Source organism: Novosphingobium sp. BL-S-34 (assembly GCF_056857015.1).
Window position 1 is genome coordinate 623337 of record NZ_JBXEPV010000003.1, and the last position, 18388, is coordinate 641724.

Annotated in this window: 17 protein-coding genes; 5 read left to right on the top strand and 12 right to left on the bottom strand. The window is 63.7% G+C overall.

Annotated features, from left to right (window positions below; all coding sequences use genetic code 11):
- Positions 1–81: 81 nt before the first annotated feature.
- From AC1VV3_RS25595 to AC1VV3_RS25635, 9 genes are all read right to left on the bottom strand, one after another.
- A complete protein-coding gene (locus tag AC1VV3_RS25595; protein ID WP_482963257.1) occupies positions 82–2337 on the bottom strand; it encodes a TonB-dependent receptor in 2256 nt (751 codons plus the stop codon).
- Positions 2303–2569 (bottom strand): hypothetical protein, encoded by a 267-nt coding sequence (locus AC1VV3_RS25600; protein ID WP_482963258.1) that lies wholly within the window; start codon positions 2567–2569, stop codon positions 2303–2305. Before AC1VV3_RS25600 ends, AC1VV3_RS25595 begins: the two co-directional genes overlap by 35 nt.
- 439 nt (positions 2570–3008) lie before the next feature.
- Positions 3009–3326, bottom strand: coding sequence for an SDR family oxidoreductase (locus AC1VV3_RS25605; protein ID WP_482963259.1), 318 nt, complete (start codon positions 3324–3326; stop codon positions 3009–3011).
- A 445-nt stretch (positions 3327–3771) separates the two neighbouring features.
- Positions 3772–4407 (bottom strand): isochorismatase family protein, encoded by a 636-nt coding sequence (locus tag AC1VV3_RS25610; protein ID WP_482963260.1) that lies wholly within the window; start codon positions 4405–4407, stop codon positions 3772–3774.
- Positions 4404–5033: a 3-isopropylmalate dehydratase small subunit gene (gene leuD, locus AC1VV3_RS25615; RefSeq protein WP_482963261.1), complete on the bottom strand. Its 630-nt coding sequence runs from the start codon at positions 5031–5033 to the stop codon at positions 4404–4406. Before leuD ends, AC1VV3_RS25610 begins: the two co-directional genes overlap by 4 nt.
- The gene (gene leuC / locus AC1VV3_RS25620; RefSeq protein WP_482963262.1) at positions 5033–6439 is read right to left on the bottom strand and encodes a 3-isopropylmalate dehydratase large subunit; all 1407 of its coding nucleotides are present in this window, start codon (positions 6437–6439) and stop codon (positions 5033–5035) included. The genes leuD and leuC overlap by 1 nt, the downstream gene beginning before the upstream one ends.
- A gap of 85 nt (positions 6440–6524) precedes the next feature.
- Complete coding sequence (locus AC1VV3_RS25625; protein ID WP_482963263.1) at positions 6525–7526, bottom strand: alpha/beta fold hydrolase; 1002 nt, start codon at positions 7524–7526, stop codon at positions 6525–6527.
- 79 nt (positions 7527–7605) lie between these two features.
- A complete protein-coding gene (locus tag AC1VV3_RS25630) occupies positions 7606–8463 on the bottom strand; it encodes an alpha/beta fold hydrolase (protein WP_482963264.1) in 858 nt (285 codons plus the stop codon).
- Between the two features lie 109 nt (positions 8464–8572).
- A complete protein-coding gene (locus AC1VV3_RS25635; protein ID WP_482963265.1) occupies positions 8573–9250 on the bottom strand; it encodes a hypothetical protein in 678 nt (225 codons plus the stop codon).
- A gap of 91 nt (positions 9251–9341) precedes the next feature.
- Here AC1VV3_RS25635 and AC1VV3_RS25640 point away from each other — a divergent pair, with 91 nt between their 5' ends.
- The 5 genes from AC1VV3_RS25640 (at position 9342) to AC1VV3_RS25660 (ending at position 15277) form a co-directional block, all read left to right on the top strand.
- Complete coding sequence (locus tag AC1VV3_RS25640) at positions 9342–9926, top strand: VOC family protein (RefSeq protein ID WP_482963266.1); 585 nt, start codon at positions 9342–9344, stop codon at positions 9924–9926.
- A 209-nt stretch (positions 9927–10135) separates the two neighbouring features.
- Entirely contained in the window at positions 10136–11545 is a 1410-nt protein-coding gene (locus AC1VV3_RS25645) for a flavin monoamine oxidase family protein (protein WP_482963671.1), read from the top strand.
- Positions 11546–11685: 140 nt separating this feature from the next.
- On the top strand, positions 11686–12609 hold the full coding sequence (locus tag AC1VV3_RS25650; protein WP_465128460.1) for a polysaccharide deacetylase family protein: 924 nt from the start codon (positions 11686–11688) through the stop codon (positions 12607–12609).
- Positions 12610–12653: 44 nt separating this feature from the next.
- Positions 12654–13778 (top strand): FAD-dependent monooxygenase, encoded by a 1125-nt coding sequence (locus AC1VV3_RS25655; protein WP_482963672.1) that lies wholly within the window; start codon positions 12654–12656, stop codon positions 13776–13778.
- Positions 13775–15277 carry an aldehyde dehydrogenase family protein gene (locus AC1VV3_RS25660; RefSeq protein ID WP_482963267.1) on the top strand — a complete coding sequence of 501 codons (1503 nt, stop codon included), beginning with the start codon at positions 13775–13777 and terminating at the stop codon, positions 15275–15277. The genes AC1VV3_RS25655 and AC1VV3_RS25660 overlap by 4 nt, the downstream gene beginning before the upstream one ends.
- Positions 15278–15359: 82 nt before the next feature.
- Here the strand turns inward: AC1VV3_RS25660 and AC1VV3_RS25665 are convergent, their stop codons facing one another.
- The 3 genes from AC1VV3_RS25665 to AC1VV3_RS25675 all read right to left on the bottom strand — a co-directional run bounded on the left by AC1VV3_RS25665 (position 15360) and on the right by AC1VV3_RS25675 (position 18371).
- On the bottom strand, positions 15360–16154 hold the full coding sequence (locus AC1VV3_RS25665) for an IclR family transcriptional regulator domain-containing protein (RefSeq protein ID WP_147220805.1): 795 nt from the start codon (positions 16152–16154) through the stop codon (positions 15360–15362).
- A 222-nt stretch (positions 16155–16376) separates the two neighbouring features.
- The gene (locus AC1VV3_RS25670) at positions 16377–17495 is read right to left on the bottom strand and encodes an alcohol dehydrogenase catalytic domain-containing protein (protein WP_465128455.1); all 1119 of its coding nucleotides are present in this window, start codon (positions 17493–17495) and stop codon (positions 16377–16379) included.
- Between the two features lie 3 nt (positions 17496–17498).
- Positions 17499–18371: an isocitrate lyase/PEP mutase family protein gene (locus tag AC1VV3_RS25675; RefSeq protein ID WP_482963268.1), complete on the bottom strand. Its 873-nt coding sequence runs from the start codon at positions 18369–18371 to the stop codon at positions 17499–17501.
- Between the last annotated feature and the right edge of the window lie 17 nt (positions 18372–18388).

The window sequence follows — 18388 nt, forward strand, 5'->3', positions numbered from 1 at the left end:
TGCACCGTATTACGAACGAACGAGAAAGAGCCGGGTGCTTTCGCACCCGGCTCTTTTCCTTTCATTCAGCCCTTTTCGGGATCAGAACCTGATCTTGGCCTGCACGCCTGCGGTGCGCAGCTCACCCAGACCCAGCATCAGCGCCGAAGTCCGCGCCGAGTAAGGGAAGCCGGGCGAAAGGACGTAGTTGTCCGAAACCGTAAGGGGTGTCTTGTTGTTGAAAATGTTGTTCACGAACACCTCGAGCGAGATGTTGCCGTGCTTGATGCCCGCGCGACCGTTGAACAGGTGAAGGTCGGGCGTACGCGCCAGGTTCGCCTCGTTCGACCAGACGCCCGACTTGAAGTTCCAGTCGCCCCGGACGAACCAGCTACCGTCGTCCCACCCGGAGATTTCGGTACCGACCTGGATGCCGACATTGGCCGAGTACTTGGAGGTATTTTTCATCTCCTTGCCGGAATAGTCGTAGATGCCGGACAGAGAGCTGACTGTGGAACTGGCGAACGACTTGATGTCCGAGTCGTTGATCGCACCGGCGGCGTCGATCGTCACGAAATCGGTTGGGCGCCAGGACACTTCACCCTCGATACCACGCAGATTTACCGAACCCGCATTCATCGAAGCGGTGACGAAGCTGAAGCCGGTCGGTTGCGTCGCATCGGGTGCAACGATGATGGTCGAATTGATCTGGTTGCGCCACTGGGCATAGTAGGCAGCGAAGGAGTAGCGCACGGTCGATCCGATGCGGCCCTTGAGACCGATCTCGTAGTTCGTGATCTTTTCCGGCTCGATAGCCAGCTGCCCGCCGGCATCGGCCGCGGCCTGCTGAACGGATGCGGCCTGCGACAGGATATTGGTGTTGAACTGTGCCGGGTTCACACCCTTGGCCCAGGATGCGTAGACCATCGTGTCGGGATTGATCTGCCAGTTGACGATCGCGCGCGGAGTGAAGTTCTTGTACTTCGCGCTCGCGACCAGGGAGCCGCCGGTATAGAAGCCGGAGGGGATGAAGGCGCTGGAAAGCACGTTCAAACCGGCAGGACGGGCGAAAGCCTGTAGCTGGTCGATCTGATAGCGGCCTTCGAAGCTGGCCGAGATCGTGTCGGTAAGGTCGTAGGTCGCACCGAAGAAGAACCCCGTGGTCTTGTTGCGGCTGAGGCCACCCGGCGACAGACTTGCCGCAGTGAGAGCTCCGGTACCGCCACCCAGGCCCTGGAGCTGGTCGGCGCTGAGGTAGCTTACGCCCGCGACGCCGCGGAACCGACCCGAGGTGTAGGACAGGCGCCCTTCGACGGAAAAGTCGTCGATCTTGCGCTCGATCAGGTAGGGATAGTCGAAGTAACCCTGGCCGTAAGGGCCGGTCAGCGCTGTGCCGTCGTATCCGTCCAGATCGATCAGCGTGGTCCAGACTTCGCGGTTGTAGCCGGCGAGCGCGGAGGCGGTCAGGCCATCGGTGATGTCCCAGTCCAGCGTGGCATGGGCATGTTTGGTGCGGCGGAGCAGGCCGTAGCCCTGGACGCCCTCGGACGGATCGACGATGCGGTTGGTGCCGATGTTGAGGAACTGGCGAATGAAGTCGGTGTTGGTGACGTTTGCTGTGACCGGGTTGGCCATGGTCGGGATGGTGCCGCAGAAGTACGGGTTCTGCACCGGCGCTCCGGCGGGCAGGCCGGTCGCGGGGTTGAGCACGCCGCGCGTGTCGCCGGTTAATGTGCAGTTCGACTGGCTTTGCACGACGGTGGACCCATCGGCTGCCTTCACGTCATAGGCATAGAGGCGGGTCTGGGCGGCCGGGCCGTCCTTGTCCTCGCTAAGCATGCCGAACAACTTGATCGTGACGTCCGGCGAGGGAGTGATCGCAAAGAGGATCGAACCGCTCTTGGTCGACTGGTCACCCAGCGTCACGCCGTCCTGGTTCTTCCACGAGCCGTTCTTGGAATATTTCTCGCCGCTTACCCGGAACGAGATCAGGTCTTCGATGATCGGCCCTTCGATCGATCCGCGCAGACGCCAGTTGTCGCGTGTGCCGAGCATGCCAAGCATTTCGCCGCCCCACTCGTTGCCGGGCACCTTGGTCACGACGTTGATCGCGCCGGCGAAAGTGTTGCGGCCGAAGTAGGCGCTCTGCGGGCCCTTGATGATCTCGACGCGCTCGGGATCGCTGATCGCGCTGAGCTGCGAGGGCGAGGAGACGGCGACACCGTCGATGAACATCGACGTCGTGGTGGCCAGTGTCGTCGAGGGCGTCATGCCGCGCATCACGACCTGCTGGAACGAGCGGTCGGCGTGGCCGGAAGAGCTGTTATTGACGTTGATGCCAGGGGTTGAGGCGGCCATGTCGGTGACCGAGACGATGCCCTTGGCATCGAGAAGTCTCCGAAGTGATCGCGGTCACCGTGACGGGAACCTTGAGGATGTCCTCGCCGGTCTTGCGGGCGGTGACGATGATGTCGCCGCCGGCGCCTTCGGGCGCGTCGGCGAGGGCCGGTGTCGCCCAGGTCATGCCTGCGACGAGCGCCATGGTGGAAAGCGTGGAAGCGAGACGGATCGTTGAAGAATTGCCAGTCATGTTTTCCCTCAATGCTGATCGAAGGACGCGCGGGGCGCGTCGCTTCAAATTGAGTCCCTGCTGCTTTGAACGGTTATTTTTTAGGCATCGGGAAGGCGCGTATGCGTCTCGTTATAATTAGATGCCGAAATCGCTTTATTTTATTTTCTTGTATTTCGTGTATATTGTAGGTGTTCGGTTGAATCGCCCTTGTTTGGCGAATCTTCCGTAAAAAATCTCATCCCTTGTTTGTTTGTTTTTATACGCTTGGGCGGTTTGCGACTTTTTTGTCAGTGATAGATTTACTTGAGTCTCGTCAGAATGACGCCGAATTTGATGCGTGTTCGCCTGTCGGATGTGGGAGGGTGCCTCAGCGGCCGCCCGCAACGTCGAGCGTGGTGCCGGTGACGTAGCTGGCCTCGTCCGAGCAGAGGTGGGGCAAGGCCCCGGCCACCCTCGCTCACAGGCCTGGACGGCGCATGGGAACCGTCCGAAATGGACTGTAATCAAGACCCTTCGCCTCTATGCGGCGCAAGAAAGGGCCGGCCAGTTCGGTATCGATGGGGCCGGGCGCGACCGCGTGTCTGGTGACGCCGATGTCCCCCAGTTCGATGGCAAGATCGCGCACGAAGCGTATGACGCCGGCTTTAGCGGTGGAATAGGCGCAGGCGCGCATGTGCAGTGCGTTCCACACCGCGCCGTTGCACGCGCCGGACGAGAGGCAGGCGATCTGCCCATAGCCGCGCTCGATCTGCCGGTCAGGAAAGCGTGGGTGCACAGATACATCGCAGGCCGAGGCGCATGGTGGGACCCTTGTCGTCGACCGAAAGCGCTCATATCCGCCCCGCCCGCCCGCCGCCCACATTTTGGTCGAGAATCTCTACCGGCCTGAAGGCATGGACCGCAGCCGCGAGCGTGGTGACGGCAGGCTCGTTCGTCACGTTGGCGGGATGAAGCCGGACCTCGCACGCGGGGCGCGATCATGGCGCGAGTACGGGCGAGGCGGTCGGCGTCGATGTCAGTGAGGACAAGCCGCGCGCCTTCCTAGGCAAAGCGGATGGCGCAGGCGCGGCCGATGCCGAGCCCGGCACCGGTGACGTGGCCGGTACGGCCCGCAAGGCGGTCTGTCTTGCAAAAGAGTTCGGTCATGGCCCGACGCTAAAGGGCAATCATCCCCGCGCGAGCAGGCCGGGCAGCGCTCTGTCCACCCGGTGGAGAGCCTGTCAGCCTTTCAGGCTGTCGATGAAGACCAGGGCTTCCTCCTCGCTGACGACATCGGCATACTTGGCATTCATGTCGAACAGGTTGGCCTCGTGCGGGGCGGCATGGCGGTCTCCGCAAGCTTCGGCGACGACGGCGGTGCGGAAACCATGGCTCATGGCATCGACACAGCTTGCCCGCACGCAGCCGGAGGTGGTGAGGCCGGTCAGGATGACGCTGTCGATCCCCGCCGCCGTCAACGTGGAGGCGAGCGAGGTGCCGAAGAAGGCGCTGGGGTATTGCTTGGAAACCACCAGTTCGTCGTCGAACGGTTCAAGCCCCGGCCCAAAGGCGCCCATCGGGCTGCCCTTGAGGAAGTTCTTCAGCGGCATGGCCTTCTCGAAGAACCTGCCGCCGTCGAAACCGGTGGGATGGTAGACCACATTGGTGAGCACCACCGGTACAGCTGCCGCGCGGGCTGCGGCGCGCAGGCGCAGGGCCGATTCCAAAGCCGCGTCCACTTCGGAATAGAGCGCATTGCCGGGCTCGAAATAGGCCTGGCAGAAGTCGATCAGGATGAGCGCGGGGCGGGATCCGAAGCCTACCCGATTGTCGTATGCCTTGCGGTAGTTGGCCAGCAGATCTTCATCGCTGCTCATCGATTGGGTTCCTCTTGGTAAAGCCACGGTTGCGCGCTGCGCTGGCGCTGTTCGAAGGCGTCGATATCGGCGCTGTACTGGTTGACGATCTGGTCGGTCTCGTCCCAGCCCTTCAGCATCGCCATGCGGCGTTCGGGCGGGACTTCGAAGCTATAGAGTGGCTTCCCCTCGACGCGCAGTTCCTGCGCTTCGAGGTCGACGGTGAAGGTGGCGCCACTCTCCGCCGCGTCCATCAGGGGGGAGACATCCGCTTCGGGCAGCAGGACCGGGACCACGCCGTTGCGCAGGCAATTGGAGTAGAAAATTTCGCCGAAGCTTGACGAGATCACCGCGCGGGTGCCGCGCCCCAAGAGTGCCCAGACCGCCTGTTCGCGGCTAGAGCCCGAGCCGAAGTTGGCGCCTGCCACAATCACCGGCGCATCCCGGAAGGGCGCGGCATTGAGCACGTAGCCCGGCACTTCGACACCGCTCGCATCGAAACGGCGGTCATGAAAAGCATAGTCGCCGAGTCCGGCGCGCGCCGTGATCAGCAAGAAGCGTGCGGGGAAGATGATGTCGGTGTCGATGTTTTCCTCGCGCATCGCGGCGGCAAGGCCCGAGACGGTCGCGAAAGGTTGCTGGGGCATCAGGCGAAGTCCCTCACGTCGGCAAGATGGCCGGAAACGGCGGCGGCGGCGGCCATAGCCGGGCTCATCAGGTGCGTGCGTCCGCCAGGGCCCTGCCGTCCCTCGAAGTTGCGGTTGGAAGTGCTGGCACAGCGCTCACCAGGTGCGAGGCGGTCCTCGTTCATGGCCACGCACATCGAACAGCCGGCGAAGCGCCACTCGAACCCGGCATCGCGGAACACCTTGTCCAGTCCTTCGGCTTCGGCTTGCGTGCGGGTGGCGGCGGAGCCGGGCACGACGAGGGCGCGCACGCCGGCGGCCACCTTGCGGCCCTGCGCGATGCGGGCGGCGGCGCGCAAGTCTTCGATGCGGCCATTGGTGCAGGAGCCTATGAAGACATGATCGATGGCGATGCTGGACAGCCGCTGGCCTGCCTCTAGGCCCATGTAGGCAAGCGCCTTTTCGGTCTCGCGCCGCTCGGAGGCGTCGGCGATGGTGGCAGGGCTGGGAACACGCGCGCCGATCGGCAGGGTCTGGTTGGGACTGGTGCCCCAGCTCACCTGTGGTTCGATCCGTGCGAGGTCGAGCGTGACAACGGCGTCATAAGTCGCACCCGGATCGCTGGCGAGTGTGCGCCAATAGGCCGTGGCGGCATGCCAGGCGTCGCCTTTAGGCGCAAGGCGGCGGCCTTCGAGGTAGCCGAAAGTCACGAGGTCCGGTGCCACCAGTCCCATGCGGCTACCCGCCTCGATGGTCATGTTGCACAAGGTCATGCGCTCGGACATGGCCATGCCGGCGATCGCGGGGCCGACGTATTCCACTGCATGGCCGACCGCCCCGTGCGCTCCGATCTTCGCGATCAGCGCGAGCGCGATGTCTTTGGCGTCGATCAGCGGGTGCCGCTCGCCCACCAGCTCGACTTTCATCGTCCGCGCCTTGCCTTGCGGGAGGGCCTGAGCCGCCATGACGGTGCCTTGCTCGCTCGCGCCGATTCCGAAGGCCAGCGCGCCGAAGGCACCGTGGGTGGTCGTGTGACTGTCGCCGCAGACCACCGTGGTGCCGGGCAGGGTGAAGCCGGTTTCCGGACCAATGACGTGGACGATGCCCTGTTCCGGTCCATCGAGGTCTGCATAAGGCACGCCGAACGCGGTGACGTTGTCTTCCAACTCGGCCACTTGCGCGCGTGCCTGCGGATCGGGAATCTCGCCGCCGCGCATCCGTGTCGGCACTGCGTGGTCGGCGACACCTAGATGGGTTTCCGGGCGGCGCAGCTTGCGGCCGCTCTCTCGCATGGCGACGAAAGCCTGCGGGCTGGAAACTTCGTGGACGATGTGGCGGTCGATGTAGAGCAGGCTGTCGCCGCCGGGCAGTTCGGCGACGACATGGCTGTCCCACAGCTTTTCGTAAAGCGTGCGCGGTGCGGTCATGGTCACCGCTTAGGCTGAATGGAGCGCGGCGAGGTCCTGCGGCGGCACAGTCTCCGAACAGCGGCCATTCGCACACCCGTTTCGGTTACTGCGCCAGCTTCGGTGTTCCGGCCTCGACGTAGGCGGCGATGAGCCGGGCGAAGCGGTCCGGTACTTCCAGCGGAGGATAATGGCCGACGTCCGGCATGACGATCTTGGAAATCTGCGCGTGCGAGAGATAGCGGGTAATCGCGGTAACCGCCGATTCCGGCAGCAGCGGATCGGCGCCGCCCCAGATCAGAAAGGTCGGCTTGTCGACCTTGGCCATTTCGATCGCGGCCTGCTTGCCGTCGCCGATGCGGGCGATGAGCGCAATCAGGTTCTTCTCGGGGACGCGGCGATAGAAATCGTAATATTCCTTGCGCGTCTGTGCGGAGATGCGGGTGGCATCGCCTGCGAAGTAGCTCAGGAACTGGTTCCAGAAGTCTTGATCCCGAAAGCCGGTCTCCTTGGCGCGTGCCTGCGCGTCGAGAAAAGCCTTGGGCATGACGAGGTGGCTGGTGTCGACCGGGTCGGAGGGCGTGTTGGACAGAATTAGCCGCTCGACCATATCCGGCCGCCGGGCCGCCAAGTACATGCCCATGGTGCCGCCGCTGGAGACGCCGATGAAAGTGACCTTCTTAATGCCCAGCTTATCCAGCAGCGCGATTGGCACGTCGGTGGGAACAAGCGCCTTTGCCGCCGCATCGGTGGCCCCATCAGAGAGGCCGTAGCCCGGCAGGTCGAAGCGTATTACGCGGTAGCGGGCCTTGAGCGCTTGCGTGATCCGGTCCCAGGTGCGCAGGCTGCTTTCGGAGCCGTGGACCATGAGCAGCACCGGCGCGCCGCGCGGGCCTTCGTCCTTGTAGTGGATGGAAAGGCCGCCCACGGTCGTGAAGCGGCTCTGATTGTCGGAATAGAGTTTGCGCAGCTGAGCGACCGTCAGCCAGGGATGGGCCGGCGCGGTCGCTGCAGGAGAGGCGGCGGGCTGAGCGGCGGCAGGTGGTATCGCCGCGAGAATAAGTGTCGCTGCAAGAGCGGCGGGGCGAATGCGGCGCAGTGACGGCACGTCTTCTCGGTCCTTTCACCAGGGGGCGGCATGACAGCCCAGGCTCCCTCGTAACAACGCGGGTTCGGGCGTCCGTAAATCAGGCCGGACTATCCGCCAGGAGACCATTTCCCAGCGAGGCGAGGAACGCCGCCACTGCCTCGGCCCAGACTTCCGGTTGCTCATCGACAATATCCACTCCGCTGCCTTCGAGGGCCGCGTAAGCGAAGTCTGGGCGAAGGGCATGGGCGGCAGGCGCGTGGTCGTGGATCACATCGCCGGTATTCGTGAGGATCAGCGCGGGCTGGGTGACTAGCGGCAGTCGCGCGGCCTGATCGTATGTGAAAGCCGCGTGGTGGCCCCACCAATAGGCACCCCGGCCAGCCAGCGCCTGTACCGCATAGTCGGTGAGGCGCTCCGGTGGGATCGCGCCTTTTGCCATCCAGTCGCGCACCTTGAAGATATGGACGATATGGCGGGCTTCCGGTTCGGCATGGAAAGCCTTCTCGCTTTTGTGGAGGCCTTCCATGAATTCACGCAGGCCGGCCTCGTCGACCAGCAAAGGACCGTTGATGACGAGGGCGCTGACACGCGAGGGAAACAGCACGGCGGCTTCGGTCGCGGCGAGCGCGCCGGTGTGGTGGCCCAGGATCGCCGCCTTCTCCAGTCCCAGAGCATCGAGCACGGCCGGCACCACTTCCGCATAGTCGGCGATAGTGGGGGTGTCCGGTGTCGGATCGGAACCGCCGAAGCCGGGCATGTCGACGCCGATGGCGCGCAAGCCCCGCCGGGCGAGCGGTTCGTAGACGTAATCGAACTGCGAGGACGTCATCGGTGCCTGGTGGAGCAGCAGTAGCGGTATGCCTTCGCCGAAGCTCTGAAAATGCACCTGCCCAAACGGCCCGTCGGCATAGCCGCGCCGGGTCACGGGCTTGGGGGGGAACTGGCAGGGGGTCATGGGTCGTCACCTCTTGGGGGCAGGGCGTGTCTTGCGTCATGTGCCTGCCAAAGGCCAGCGAGATCCTTGCCGCATTGCCGGGCTTTGTCCGCCTGCCGGTGACCTGCGGTCAGGTATCCTGGGAAAGCTCAACGAGTTCGTAGCGGGCGCCCACCATGTCCCAGCTCAGCTGGACAAAAAGCGCCTGCGGGCCGCAGACCCAGAGGTTCGCGGGCGGCCAGTCGGGATGCCAGCGCAAGGCATAACGATCCGCGTCGAACGTGCCGGCCGGGACGGTCACGTTCTCTCGGCCGAGCCAGGCCGCGTCGATCGTCACAGGCATGGCGTGAAGCCCCTGATCGCCATTGGGCGAGATCGAATTGGTCACGCCCTGCACCGGCAGGAATTCGCCGTGGCGCGAGGCCCCCCGGCGCGGCGCGACGAGGGCGTCGCCCACTAGCGGGTGAAGGCCGAGATAGGACGCCGGGCCGTTAGAGGGCCACGTCTGGGAGAGGCGCCCAAGCGCATTGGTGCGCGCTTCGCAGTGGACGGCCGTGTCATCGCAAAGGAACAGGGCAGTCCCGGTTACCGTGCCATGGGTGGTGACCCGGCAGAAGGCGTCCAGCGGTCGCAAGCCACTGTCGAGGAAATAAGTGACGTCGCGGGTGAGGCCGACGTCGTCCATTTCGCAGTACGCCCGCAGGGTCACCGCATCGGTGCCGGCATGCGCGATACGCTCGAACCATTCGCGTCCTGTCTCCACGCCTTCGCGCAAGTAGGAGATCCGGCCCTTTATCCGGCGAACCATCGAAAACTCCTCGTTCAACCTGGAACGTGTTCTGCGCAGCAGGGGATGCCGGACTCAAGCCATGAGTGAGCCTGCTCTCCACCTGTCGGCCATGCGCGTCGCCCAGGCTGTGTCGGCGAACGTGTCCGCGTCAGACCGGGAGGAGCCAGCAAAAGAGGATTTTTCGGTTATGCAGGATCATCCCGGTTCCGCCCTCATCCGGGCAACCTTGTTCGTCCGTGATCTTGACCGCGCGACCCGGTTCTACCGTGCGATCGGCCTGACGGAGACCTATTTCGAGGGACGGCTCGATCATCCTTCGGCGATGGCAATCCTTGGCTTCGACGATCCGCGCCCTTTCGACATTCGCATCGTCAAGCGTCCGGGACCGAACTTCGGGATGATCGGCCTGTTCCAACTCGCGGACGGTATCGCGGCCGAAGAAGTGCCGCTTGCGAGCGGTCCGGCGCGAATCGGCGAGGTGGCACTGGTATTCTACGTCGCCAACATTGCCGCGACAGTGAGCGAACTGCGGCACCTGGGCGCGATCTGGGCGCCGGAGCCGAGTCTTTTCACGATGGAACACCGCGCGCAGCTTGAAGTCTGCATTCGCGATTGTGACGGGGTCTTCGTCAATCTTGTCGAGACCGACCCGGCCGAGCAGGAACGCACCGGTCCCGAACTGCCTCCACGTTGAGCGTTTTCGGACAGGACTATCCGCCTGATGGGCATCCCTGCCGATCCGTCGCGAAGGCTCGTGGCCGTCTGTATCGATGAAGCGTTCGCCGATCCGGCCGATTCCGGCTTCTTGCCCTGGGACCGGCCGATGACGAAGAGGAGCAGGCACGCATGGTGATCGACAGGCGCAAGTTCACGCTGGGTGCGGCGGTGTTCGGTTTGGGAGCGATGGCATCCGGCCTGCCGCTGGGGGCCGCCGCGAAGCCGGCGAGCGGGAAGGTCGGTGCGGCACGGGCCGGTGAACCAGACGTGCTGATCCTGGGCGCCGGCATTTCCGGGCTCCAGGCGGCGTGGCTGCTGGAGGAACAGGGCCTCAAGGTGACCGTCATCGAAGGCCGCAATCGCGTCGGCGGGCGGATCATGACGCTGCTGGATCAGCCCGGCTATCCCGAGATGGGCTTCAATTCGATGGGCGAGGGCTACGGCCGAGGTCTCGATATCGCAACGCGCGCGGGTGTCGCCATGCAGGAAGTGGGCGCGCGCTATCGGATCGGCCCGCCGAGCCTTCTCTTTATCGGCGATACCGCGCTCACCCGTGAGGAATGGGCGAAGTTTCCCAGTAATCCTTTCCCCGAGGCTTTGAAGTCGGTGCTTCCCAGCGAACTGGTGCCGATGCTGGTCGCACAGAAAACCCGGCTGGCGGACTGGAACTCGTGGCATGACCCGGTCAATGCGAAGCTCGACATTTCGCTCCACGAGTTTCTGCGTCAGCAGGGACTGTCGGATCAAGCGATCCACCTCGCTTACGATATCGCGCCCTATTACGGCATGAACGCCTACGACGTCTCGGCGCTGCTCAGCGAGTACAACGACGGTTTCGTAAAGGCCCAGATCGCTGCGGGGCCGAAGTCATTTGCGGTCAAGGGCGGCAACCTGCTGATGCCGATGGCACTGGCCAAGCAGATGAAAGGCGACCTGTTGCTCGGCCGCGAGATCGTGGCGATCCGGCAGGACAGCGGCAAGGTGACCGTCCACTGCGCCGATGGTTCTGCGTTCTCGGCGCCCAAGGTGATCTGCTCGCTGCCGTTCTCGGCCCTGCGCAACGTAACCGTCGAGCCCGGCCTGTCCGGCATTCAAGCGCAGGCGGTGGCGCAGCTTGGCTATCAGCCTATCTCGATGGTCTTTGTTACGGCGGAAAGCCCGTTCTGGGAACAGGACGGGCTCTCACCGGGCATGTGGACCGATGGTGTGCTTGGCAACGTCATCCCCCAGCGTTACGGCGAAGATTCACAGCAAGTCACTGGCTTCATCGTCCAGGCGCGCGCCAACCTTGCCAATTATTGGGACCGCATGGGCGCCGAGGCTGTCAAAGCGATGGTAGTCGCCCGGATCGAGACACTGAGGCCCGCCGCAAAGGGAAAGCTCGCTGCGCATTCGTATTTCAGCTGGTCGCAGGAAAAGTTCAACATAGGCGATTTTTCCTACATCGCGCCGGGGCAGGTCGGCTGGATGGACCAGATGGCAAAACCGGCCGGCAACCTGTTCTTCTGCGGGGAACACACGGCGACCGGCGCGCGCGGCCTGGAAGGGGCCTTGGAATCGTCCGAGCGTGTCGCTCTTGAAGTCCTTGGTATGTGAATGCCATGAAGTGCCGTCCCTGGTTTAACCGAACCCGACATGTGATTGATCGCAAGTCGGAGATTCGCGGCGCGGGGGTGGGGATGGATGCCTGGACTATGGTTCGGGTCCTGTAACAAGTCGCAAGCGAGAATTGCCCCATGGAATATGATTACGTTCCCCTCCCGCAGCGCCAGCCTCTCAAGTGGCCGAACGGCGCGAGGGTCGCTCTGATCCTGACATTCAACCTGGAAACCTGGGATCTCACCAAGGATACCGACAAGCCCTATTACGCAGGCGGCCCTGCGATCCTGCCTGACGTTCTGCCAGGCAATACGCCGGATTTCCCGAACTTCACCTGGCGTGAATACGGCCAACGCGTCGGCATCTGGCGCCTGTTCGACCTGTTCGACGAATTGGGCGTACCGGCAAGCTGCACGACCAATGCCGTGACTTTCGAGCGACGCAAGGCGATGACCGATGCCGTGCTCGAACGCGGCTGGGAACTGCTGACCCACAACTGGGAGCAGGGTGAACTGCTGACCAACTTCGCGCATCACCCCGAAAAGGAGCGCGACATCGTCCTGCGCAGCCTTGAACAGTTCGAGAAGTACACCGGGCGCAAGTCGAAGGGCTGGCTTTCCTCGAGCCTGCGCGGCACGATGCAGACTGCCGACATTCTCGCCGAGCAAGGCTGCACGTTCTACTGCGACATCATGAACGACGACCAGCCGTTCCTGCTGCGCACGCCTAACGGCCCTATCGTCTCGGTCCCCTATTCGAACGAGATCAACGACTTCACCTTCATCACCCGCAAGAACTTCACCACCGACCAGTTCCGCGATGCGCTGATCGAAGAACTCGACGTGCTCTATGCCGAGGGGGCCAAGACCGGGCGGATCATGAACGTGGGCCTGCACCCGCACGTCTCGGGGCGCGCCCATAGGGTGCGCGCACTGCGCGAGTTCATTGAGCACGCCAAGTCGCTCCCGGACGTCTGGTGGGCCACCCGCGAGGAGATTGCCGAGTGGTATCTCCAGAACCATGAGAGCCACATTCCCGGCCAGCTCGAGCCCAAAGGCTGATCGTGGTGCGCCGGGAAACCACTAGGCCCGAGACGATCGTCGTTGTGGGCGGCGGAATAGCGGGCATGACCGCGGCCGCCGCGCTCGCGCAGGAGGGCTTCAAGGTCACCCTGCTCGAAAGCGCGCGCGAATTCGGCGAGATCGGGGCGGGCGTTACGCTTTCCCCGAATGCCATGAAAGGCCTCGATTTCATTGGCGTTTGCGAGGAAGCCGCGAGCGCCGGCGTGGAGCCCAGCCGCCAGCGCATTCAGCATTGGCAGGACGGGCGCACCATCGTCGCAAAGGACCGCTCGGACCAACGTGACAAGTACGGCGCGCCTTACGTGACGATCCACCGCGCCGACCTACATGAGGTGCTCCTCGGTGCCGCGCGGCGCGCCGGCGTGGACTTGCGCACCAGAGCGGGCGTGGTTTCCAGCGAGCGCAACACCGTAACGCTGGTCGATGGTTCCACGGTCACGGGCGACCTCATCGTCGGCGCCGACGGTGTGAAATCGGTGATCCGCGAGCGGTTCGAGACCACGCCGCCGCACTTCACCGGCCACATCGCCTGGCGCTGCCTGGTGCCGGTGACGCCGGAATTACAGGACCTTTCCGACTTTCCCGGCATTGTCATCGGGCCCGGCGCGATGATCACGCGCTACAACATCCGCGGTTCGACAGCGATGAACCTGGTGTTTTTCTTGCGTCAGGACGGCTGGAACGAGGAGGGCTGGACCACGCCCGCCGATCCCGAGGAAGTCCGCAAGGCCTATGAAGGGTGGTGCGACGATGCCCAGAAGCTCATCGCGGCTGCATGCGAGCAGCCGATGTACAAGTGGGCGATCAATGCCCGCACCGCGCTGCCCGGCTGGATCATCGACGACAACGTGACCCTGATCGGCGACGCCGCCCATGCGATGACTCCGTTTCTTGGCCACGGCGCGGCCTGCGGCATCGAGGACGGCATCGTTCTCGCCCGCGCGCTGGCGGCGTCGGAGAGCATCGGCGAGGGCCTGAAGCGTTACGAAGCCGCGCGCCATGAACGCGCGACTTTCATCCAGTCCGAAAGCAATGCCAACGCCGACCGGATGCAGGGCCAGAACACCGACTTCTTCGGCCTCGAAGGTACCAAGGACGAGGAATCGCTTGGTCTGTTCAACTACGATTGCAGGACGGTTCCGGTATGAGCGCACTTCGTTTCGATGGTCATGCCATTGCGCCCGAGACCGAGGCTTTCCTTGCTGCCACCCACCAGCTTCTGATCGGCGGCGAATGGGTAGAGGGTAGCGGAGAATTGGTCAGCCGCGACCCGGCGACGGGCCTCGAACTCACCCGCGTCCAGACTGGCGGCGCGGCGGAAGTCGACATTGCGGTGGCCGCGGCGCGCCGTGCCTTCGAAGGGCCGTGGGGTCGCATGACGGTGGCCGAGCGTACAGCGCTCATGCACCGGTTGGCACGGATCATGGAGCAGAATGCCACGCTGCTTACCCAACTCGACATTCTCGACAACGGCATGCCGGGCTTCATCGCCGGGTTGACCACGTCGAACTGCGTCGAGATGGTCGACTACTATGCCGGCGCGATCATGCGGATCGAGGGCACCACCACGGCCCCCCCACGTCACATTGCCGCCGAGACTGAGGCGCTGACCTATACCTTACGCGAACCGGTGGGCGTGGTCGGCCAGATCGTGCCGTGGAACGTGCCGCTCTCGACCGCAATCCTCAAGCTCGCGCCGGCGCTGGCGGCGGGATGCACGGTCGTGGTCAAGCCTTCGGAAGAAACACCGCTTTCGGTGCTGGCGCTGGGGCAGATGGTGCTCGACGCCGGCTTCCCGGCAGGCGTGGTGAATATCGTCAATGGTCTGGGCAGCGATGCCGGGGCGGCGATCGCAGCACATCCGGGGATCGACAAGGTGTCCTTTACCGGCTCGACGGCGACCGGTCGCCGGATCGTCTCGGCAGCGCTGGGCAATCTCAAGAAAATAAGCCTGGAACTGGGCGGCAAGAGCCCCGTCGTGATCATGCCGGACGCGGACCTTACGCTGGCGGTGCCGGGCACGGCAATGGCCACGTTTTTCCTTCAGGGCCAGAACTGCATGGCCGGCACCCGGATATTCGCCCATGCCGATGTGCATGACGAACTGGTGGCGGGGCTCAAGGCTTTCGCGGAATCGATGACACTCGGTCACGGGCTCGATCCCGCGACCATGCAGGGTCCGATGATTTCGGATGCTCATACTGCCAAGGTCATGAGTTATATCGAAGGCGCCGAAGCGGCCGGGGCAAACCTAGTGACGGGGGGCGAGAGGCTGGACCGTCCGGGCAACTTCGTGCGCCCGACGATCTATACCGATTGCCGGCCCGAGATGGCGCTGGTGAAGGAGGAGATCTTTGGTCCGGTCATGGCGGTGATGAAAGTCGAGACGAGCGATCTCGACGAACTGGCAGCCATGGCCAACGATACGCCTTACGGCCTTTCGGGTTCGGTCTGGACGAGGGATATCTCGACGGCGCATCGGCTGGTCCGGCGTATCCGCTCGGGCCATGTCTCGATCAACTGCCACGGCGCGGTGGGGACGAACATTCCCTTCGGCGGCTATGGCCAGTCGGGGTGGGGGCGCGAGTTCGGAAAGGAAGGACTAGACGGCTACCTCGAGACCAAGGCGGTTACCGCCCGGCTCTGAAACTGGCTTATGTTCGTGGTGGGTACGACCTTTAACAGGAGGTCCGCCGGACCTCCCGTTTTATGTTCAGGCCTCGGTCTTTTCAGGCATGTCCCATTGGCACGGGGTTCGACAGATCGTGGCTGATCGCCGCAGCGGTGCCCTTGAGATCGTCGAGATAGAGTTCGAGTGCCTGCGACAGACGCATGGCGGCCACGAAGAACACCATGGTCATCGCCGCTTCGAAATGCCCGTTGCGGAAGATCGGCACCGAGACCGAGGAAGTCTTGCCCGGCGTCAGGTTGAAGTGATTGCGGCCCTGAACGGCGTAGCCTTCGGCGCGGATGCGGTCGACGTCCAGGCTGACTTCGGCAGTGGCGAGGTAGTTGAGATCGATGTCCTGGGAAACGCGCATGAAACGCAGGATCATCTCGCGCTCGTCATCGGGTGCATAGGCCATCGACACTTTGCCTGAGGCGCTGTCGAGGATCGGCAGAGTGAATCCGGGATAATAGTGCTCGAAGGTCAGCGACGAGTTGGAGTGGGTGGAGTCTCGTAGCATCATCTCGCGGCCGACGCGGATGGCGATGGAGACCGGCCAACCGACCCGCTTGGTCAGGCCAACGATGTGCGGCCGGGCGAGCCGGACGAGCTCGTCGTCATGCTGGAATCCCGTTGCCAGTGTCTGGACCATCGCAGTCGCGCGGTAGCGCTTGCGCGCGGGTTCCTGTTCGATCAGCCCTTCGTATAGCAGAGTTTGAACGATGCGGCACGCGGTCGGATAAGGCACTTCGGAAGCCTTGGCGATTTCCATCATGGAGAGCGAGCCATGCCGGTTGATCGCCTTAAGCGCTGCGATGGACCGCGTGATAGAGCGAATTGGAACCCCTTTTTCCATTGTCAGACCCCGTCCGTTTTTGTGTTATCGGAAGAGTGACAAGAGAATGACGCTTGCTCGAAATAATCAAGGTTATATCCGCCTGTCGGATATTTTTGCCGACAGGCGGGAGTCGCGAGCGATCAAAGTTTTCACCTCGCGCCATTTCTTTTGATCGTTGTGCGAAAAATCTGCCGCTGATGCTGCTGCCTTGTTGGCTAACGGCGAATCAGTGTCCGGCCGTCACCACCCTGGCACGATGACCTGGCGGATCGCTTCGCCGGACGCGAGCTTGTCCATGGCCTCGTTGATCTCCTCGAGCGGGCCTACCGAGGTCAGAAGTTTTTCCACCGGCAAGCGTCCCGCGCGCCAGAGCTTGATATAGCGGGGAATGTCGCGGGCGGGGATGGAGGAGCCCAGGTAGCTGCCCATCAGTGTCTTGCCGTCCGCCACCAGTGAAAGCGCATTTATCGCAAGGTCTTCGGAAGGGTTGGGAAGGCCTACCGTCACGACCCTCCCGCCGCGCCGGGCTGACCGATAAGCATGGGCGAGCACGGCCGCCTTGCCCACCGTTTCCACCACGACGTCGCTGCCCATGGCCGCCTCGTCCTCGCCGGGTGGCGAGGCTGTTGCGGCGCCAAGTTCCAGCGCCAGTGCCCGCTTTGCGGGGGAGGGGTCGACAGCATGGACCGGCTGCGCGCCGGCCGCCAGGGCACCGAGCAGGGCCGAAAGGCCGACGCCGCCAAGGCCGATGACGGTCACGCTCTCGCCCGGCTGAACTTTTGCCGTGTTCATCACCGCGCCTACACCGGTCAGAACGGCGCAGCCGAACAGGGCGGCGGTCTCGGAAGGGATGTCGGCGTCGACCTTTACCAGCGAGCGCCGGTCAACGACGGCCTGCGTCGCGAAGGCGGAGACACCGAGATGGTGGTGCACCGTCCCTGCTTCGCAGGAGAGCCGGCTGCCGCCGCGTATCAATTCGCCCTTGCCGTTGGCGGCGGCGCCTTTCGCGCAGAGATAGCCCTCGCCCGAAAGGCATTGCACGCATTGTCCACAGCTCGGCAGGAACACGAGCACCACACGGTCCCCCACCGCGAGGTCCGGCTCGTCTGGATCGCCGAGTGCCAGGACGGTTGCCGCCGCTTCGTGCCCCAGTGCCATCGGCATCGGCCGGGGCCGATCGCCGTTGATGACCGAGAGGTCCGAGTGGCATATCCCGGCCGCGTCGATCCGCACCAGGACTTCGCCCGGCAGCGGATCGTCGAGATCGAGCGGGCGGATCGCCAGCGGCTCGTTCTCGGCATAGGGGCGAGGATGGTCCCCGGAGCGGGAAAGGACGGCGGCGGCGATCCGGCGCTTCATCGCTTATTGCACCTGAGAGGGAGCAGGCGCCCACTGCTTTTCGAAATCCCAGACTTCGTCGAAGCCGATCAGCGAGCAGAACTCCTTGAAGTTGAAGATGCCCTCAGGCTCACCGATGCCATGGTCCTTTAAGTCGCGCAGGCACTTCTCGATGGCTGTGGCGGCAACGAGGCTAGTGAGCGAGGGGTAGATGGCATAGGCATAGCCGATCTCTTCCAGCACCGGAGCGAGCGGTATCGGGGTCGATCCGCCGTTCGCCATATTGGCCATCAACGGCTTGTCGAAGGCCGCACAGGCCCTGGCCATCTCCTCTTCGCTTTCCAGTGCTTCGGGGAAGAGGACGTGCGCGCCAGCCTTGTCGTAGGCCTCGAGGCGGCGCATCACGCTGTCGAGTCCTTCGCTCTGGCGCGCATCAGTGCGGGCGATGACGAGGAAGTCCTCGCTCTCGCGGGCGGCGACCGCCACCTTGATCTTCTCGACCATGTCCTCGACCGGGATCACCCGGCGGAACGGCGTGTGACCGCACTTTTTGGGAAATTCCTGGTCTTCAAGCTGGATTGCGGTGACGCCGGCGGCCTCATAGCCCTTCACGGTGTGATGGACGTTGAGCAGCCCGCCGTAGCCGGTATCGCCATCGGCAATGACCGCTGCATCGCTGGTGCGCACCAGCGTTTCCATGCGGTTCTTCATTTCGGTATAGGTGGCGATGCCGGCGTCCGGCAGGCCCCAGGCCGAGGCAGTAAGCCAGTAGCCGGTGCCGTAGACAAGGTCGAAGCCGACCTTGTTGGCGATCACCGCGGTGATCATGTCCTGGATGCCGGGTATGACGAAGAACTTGCCGCTCTCCAGCTTCTGGCGGAAAATCGGATTGGCCATGTGGTTCTCTCCTGCGT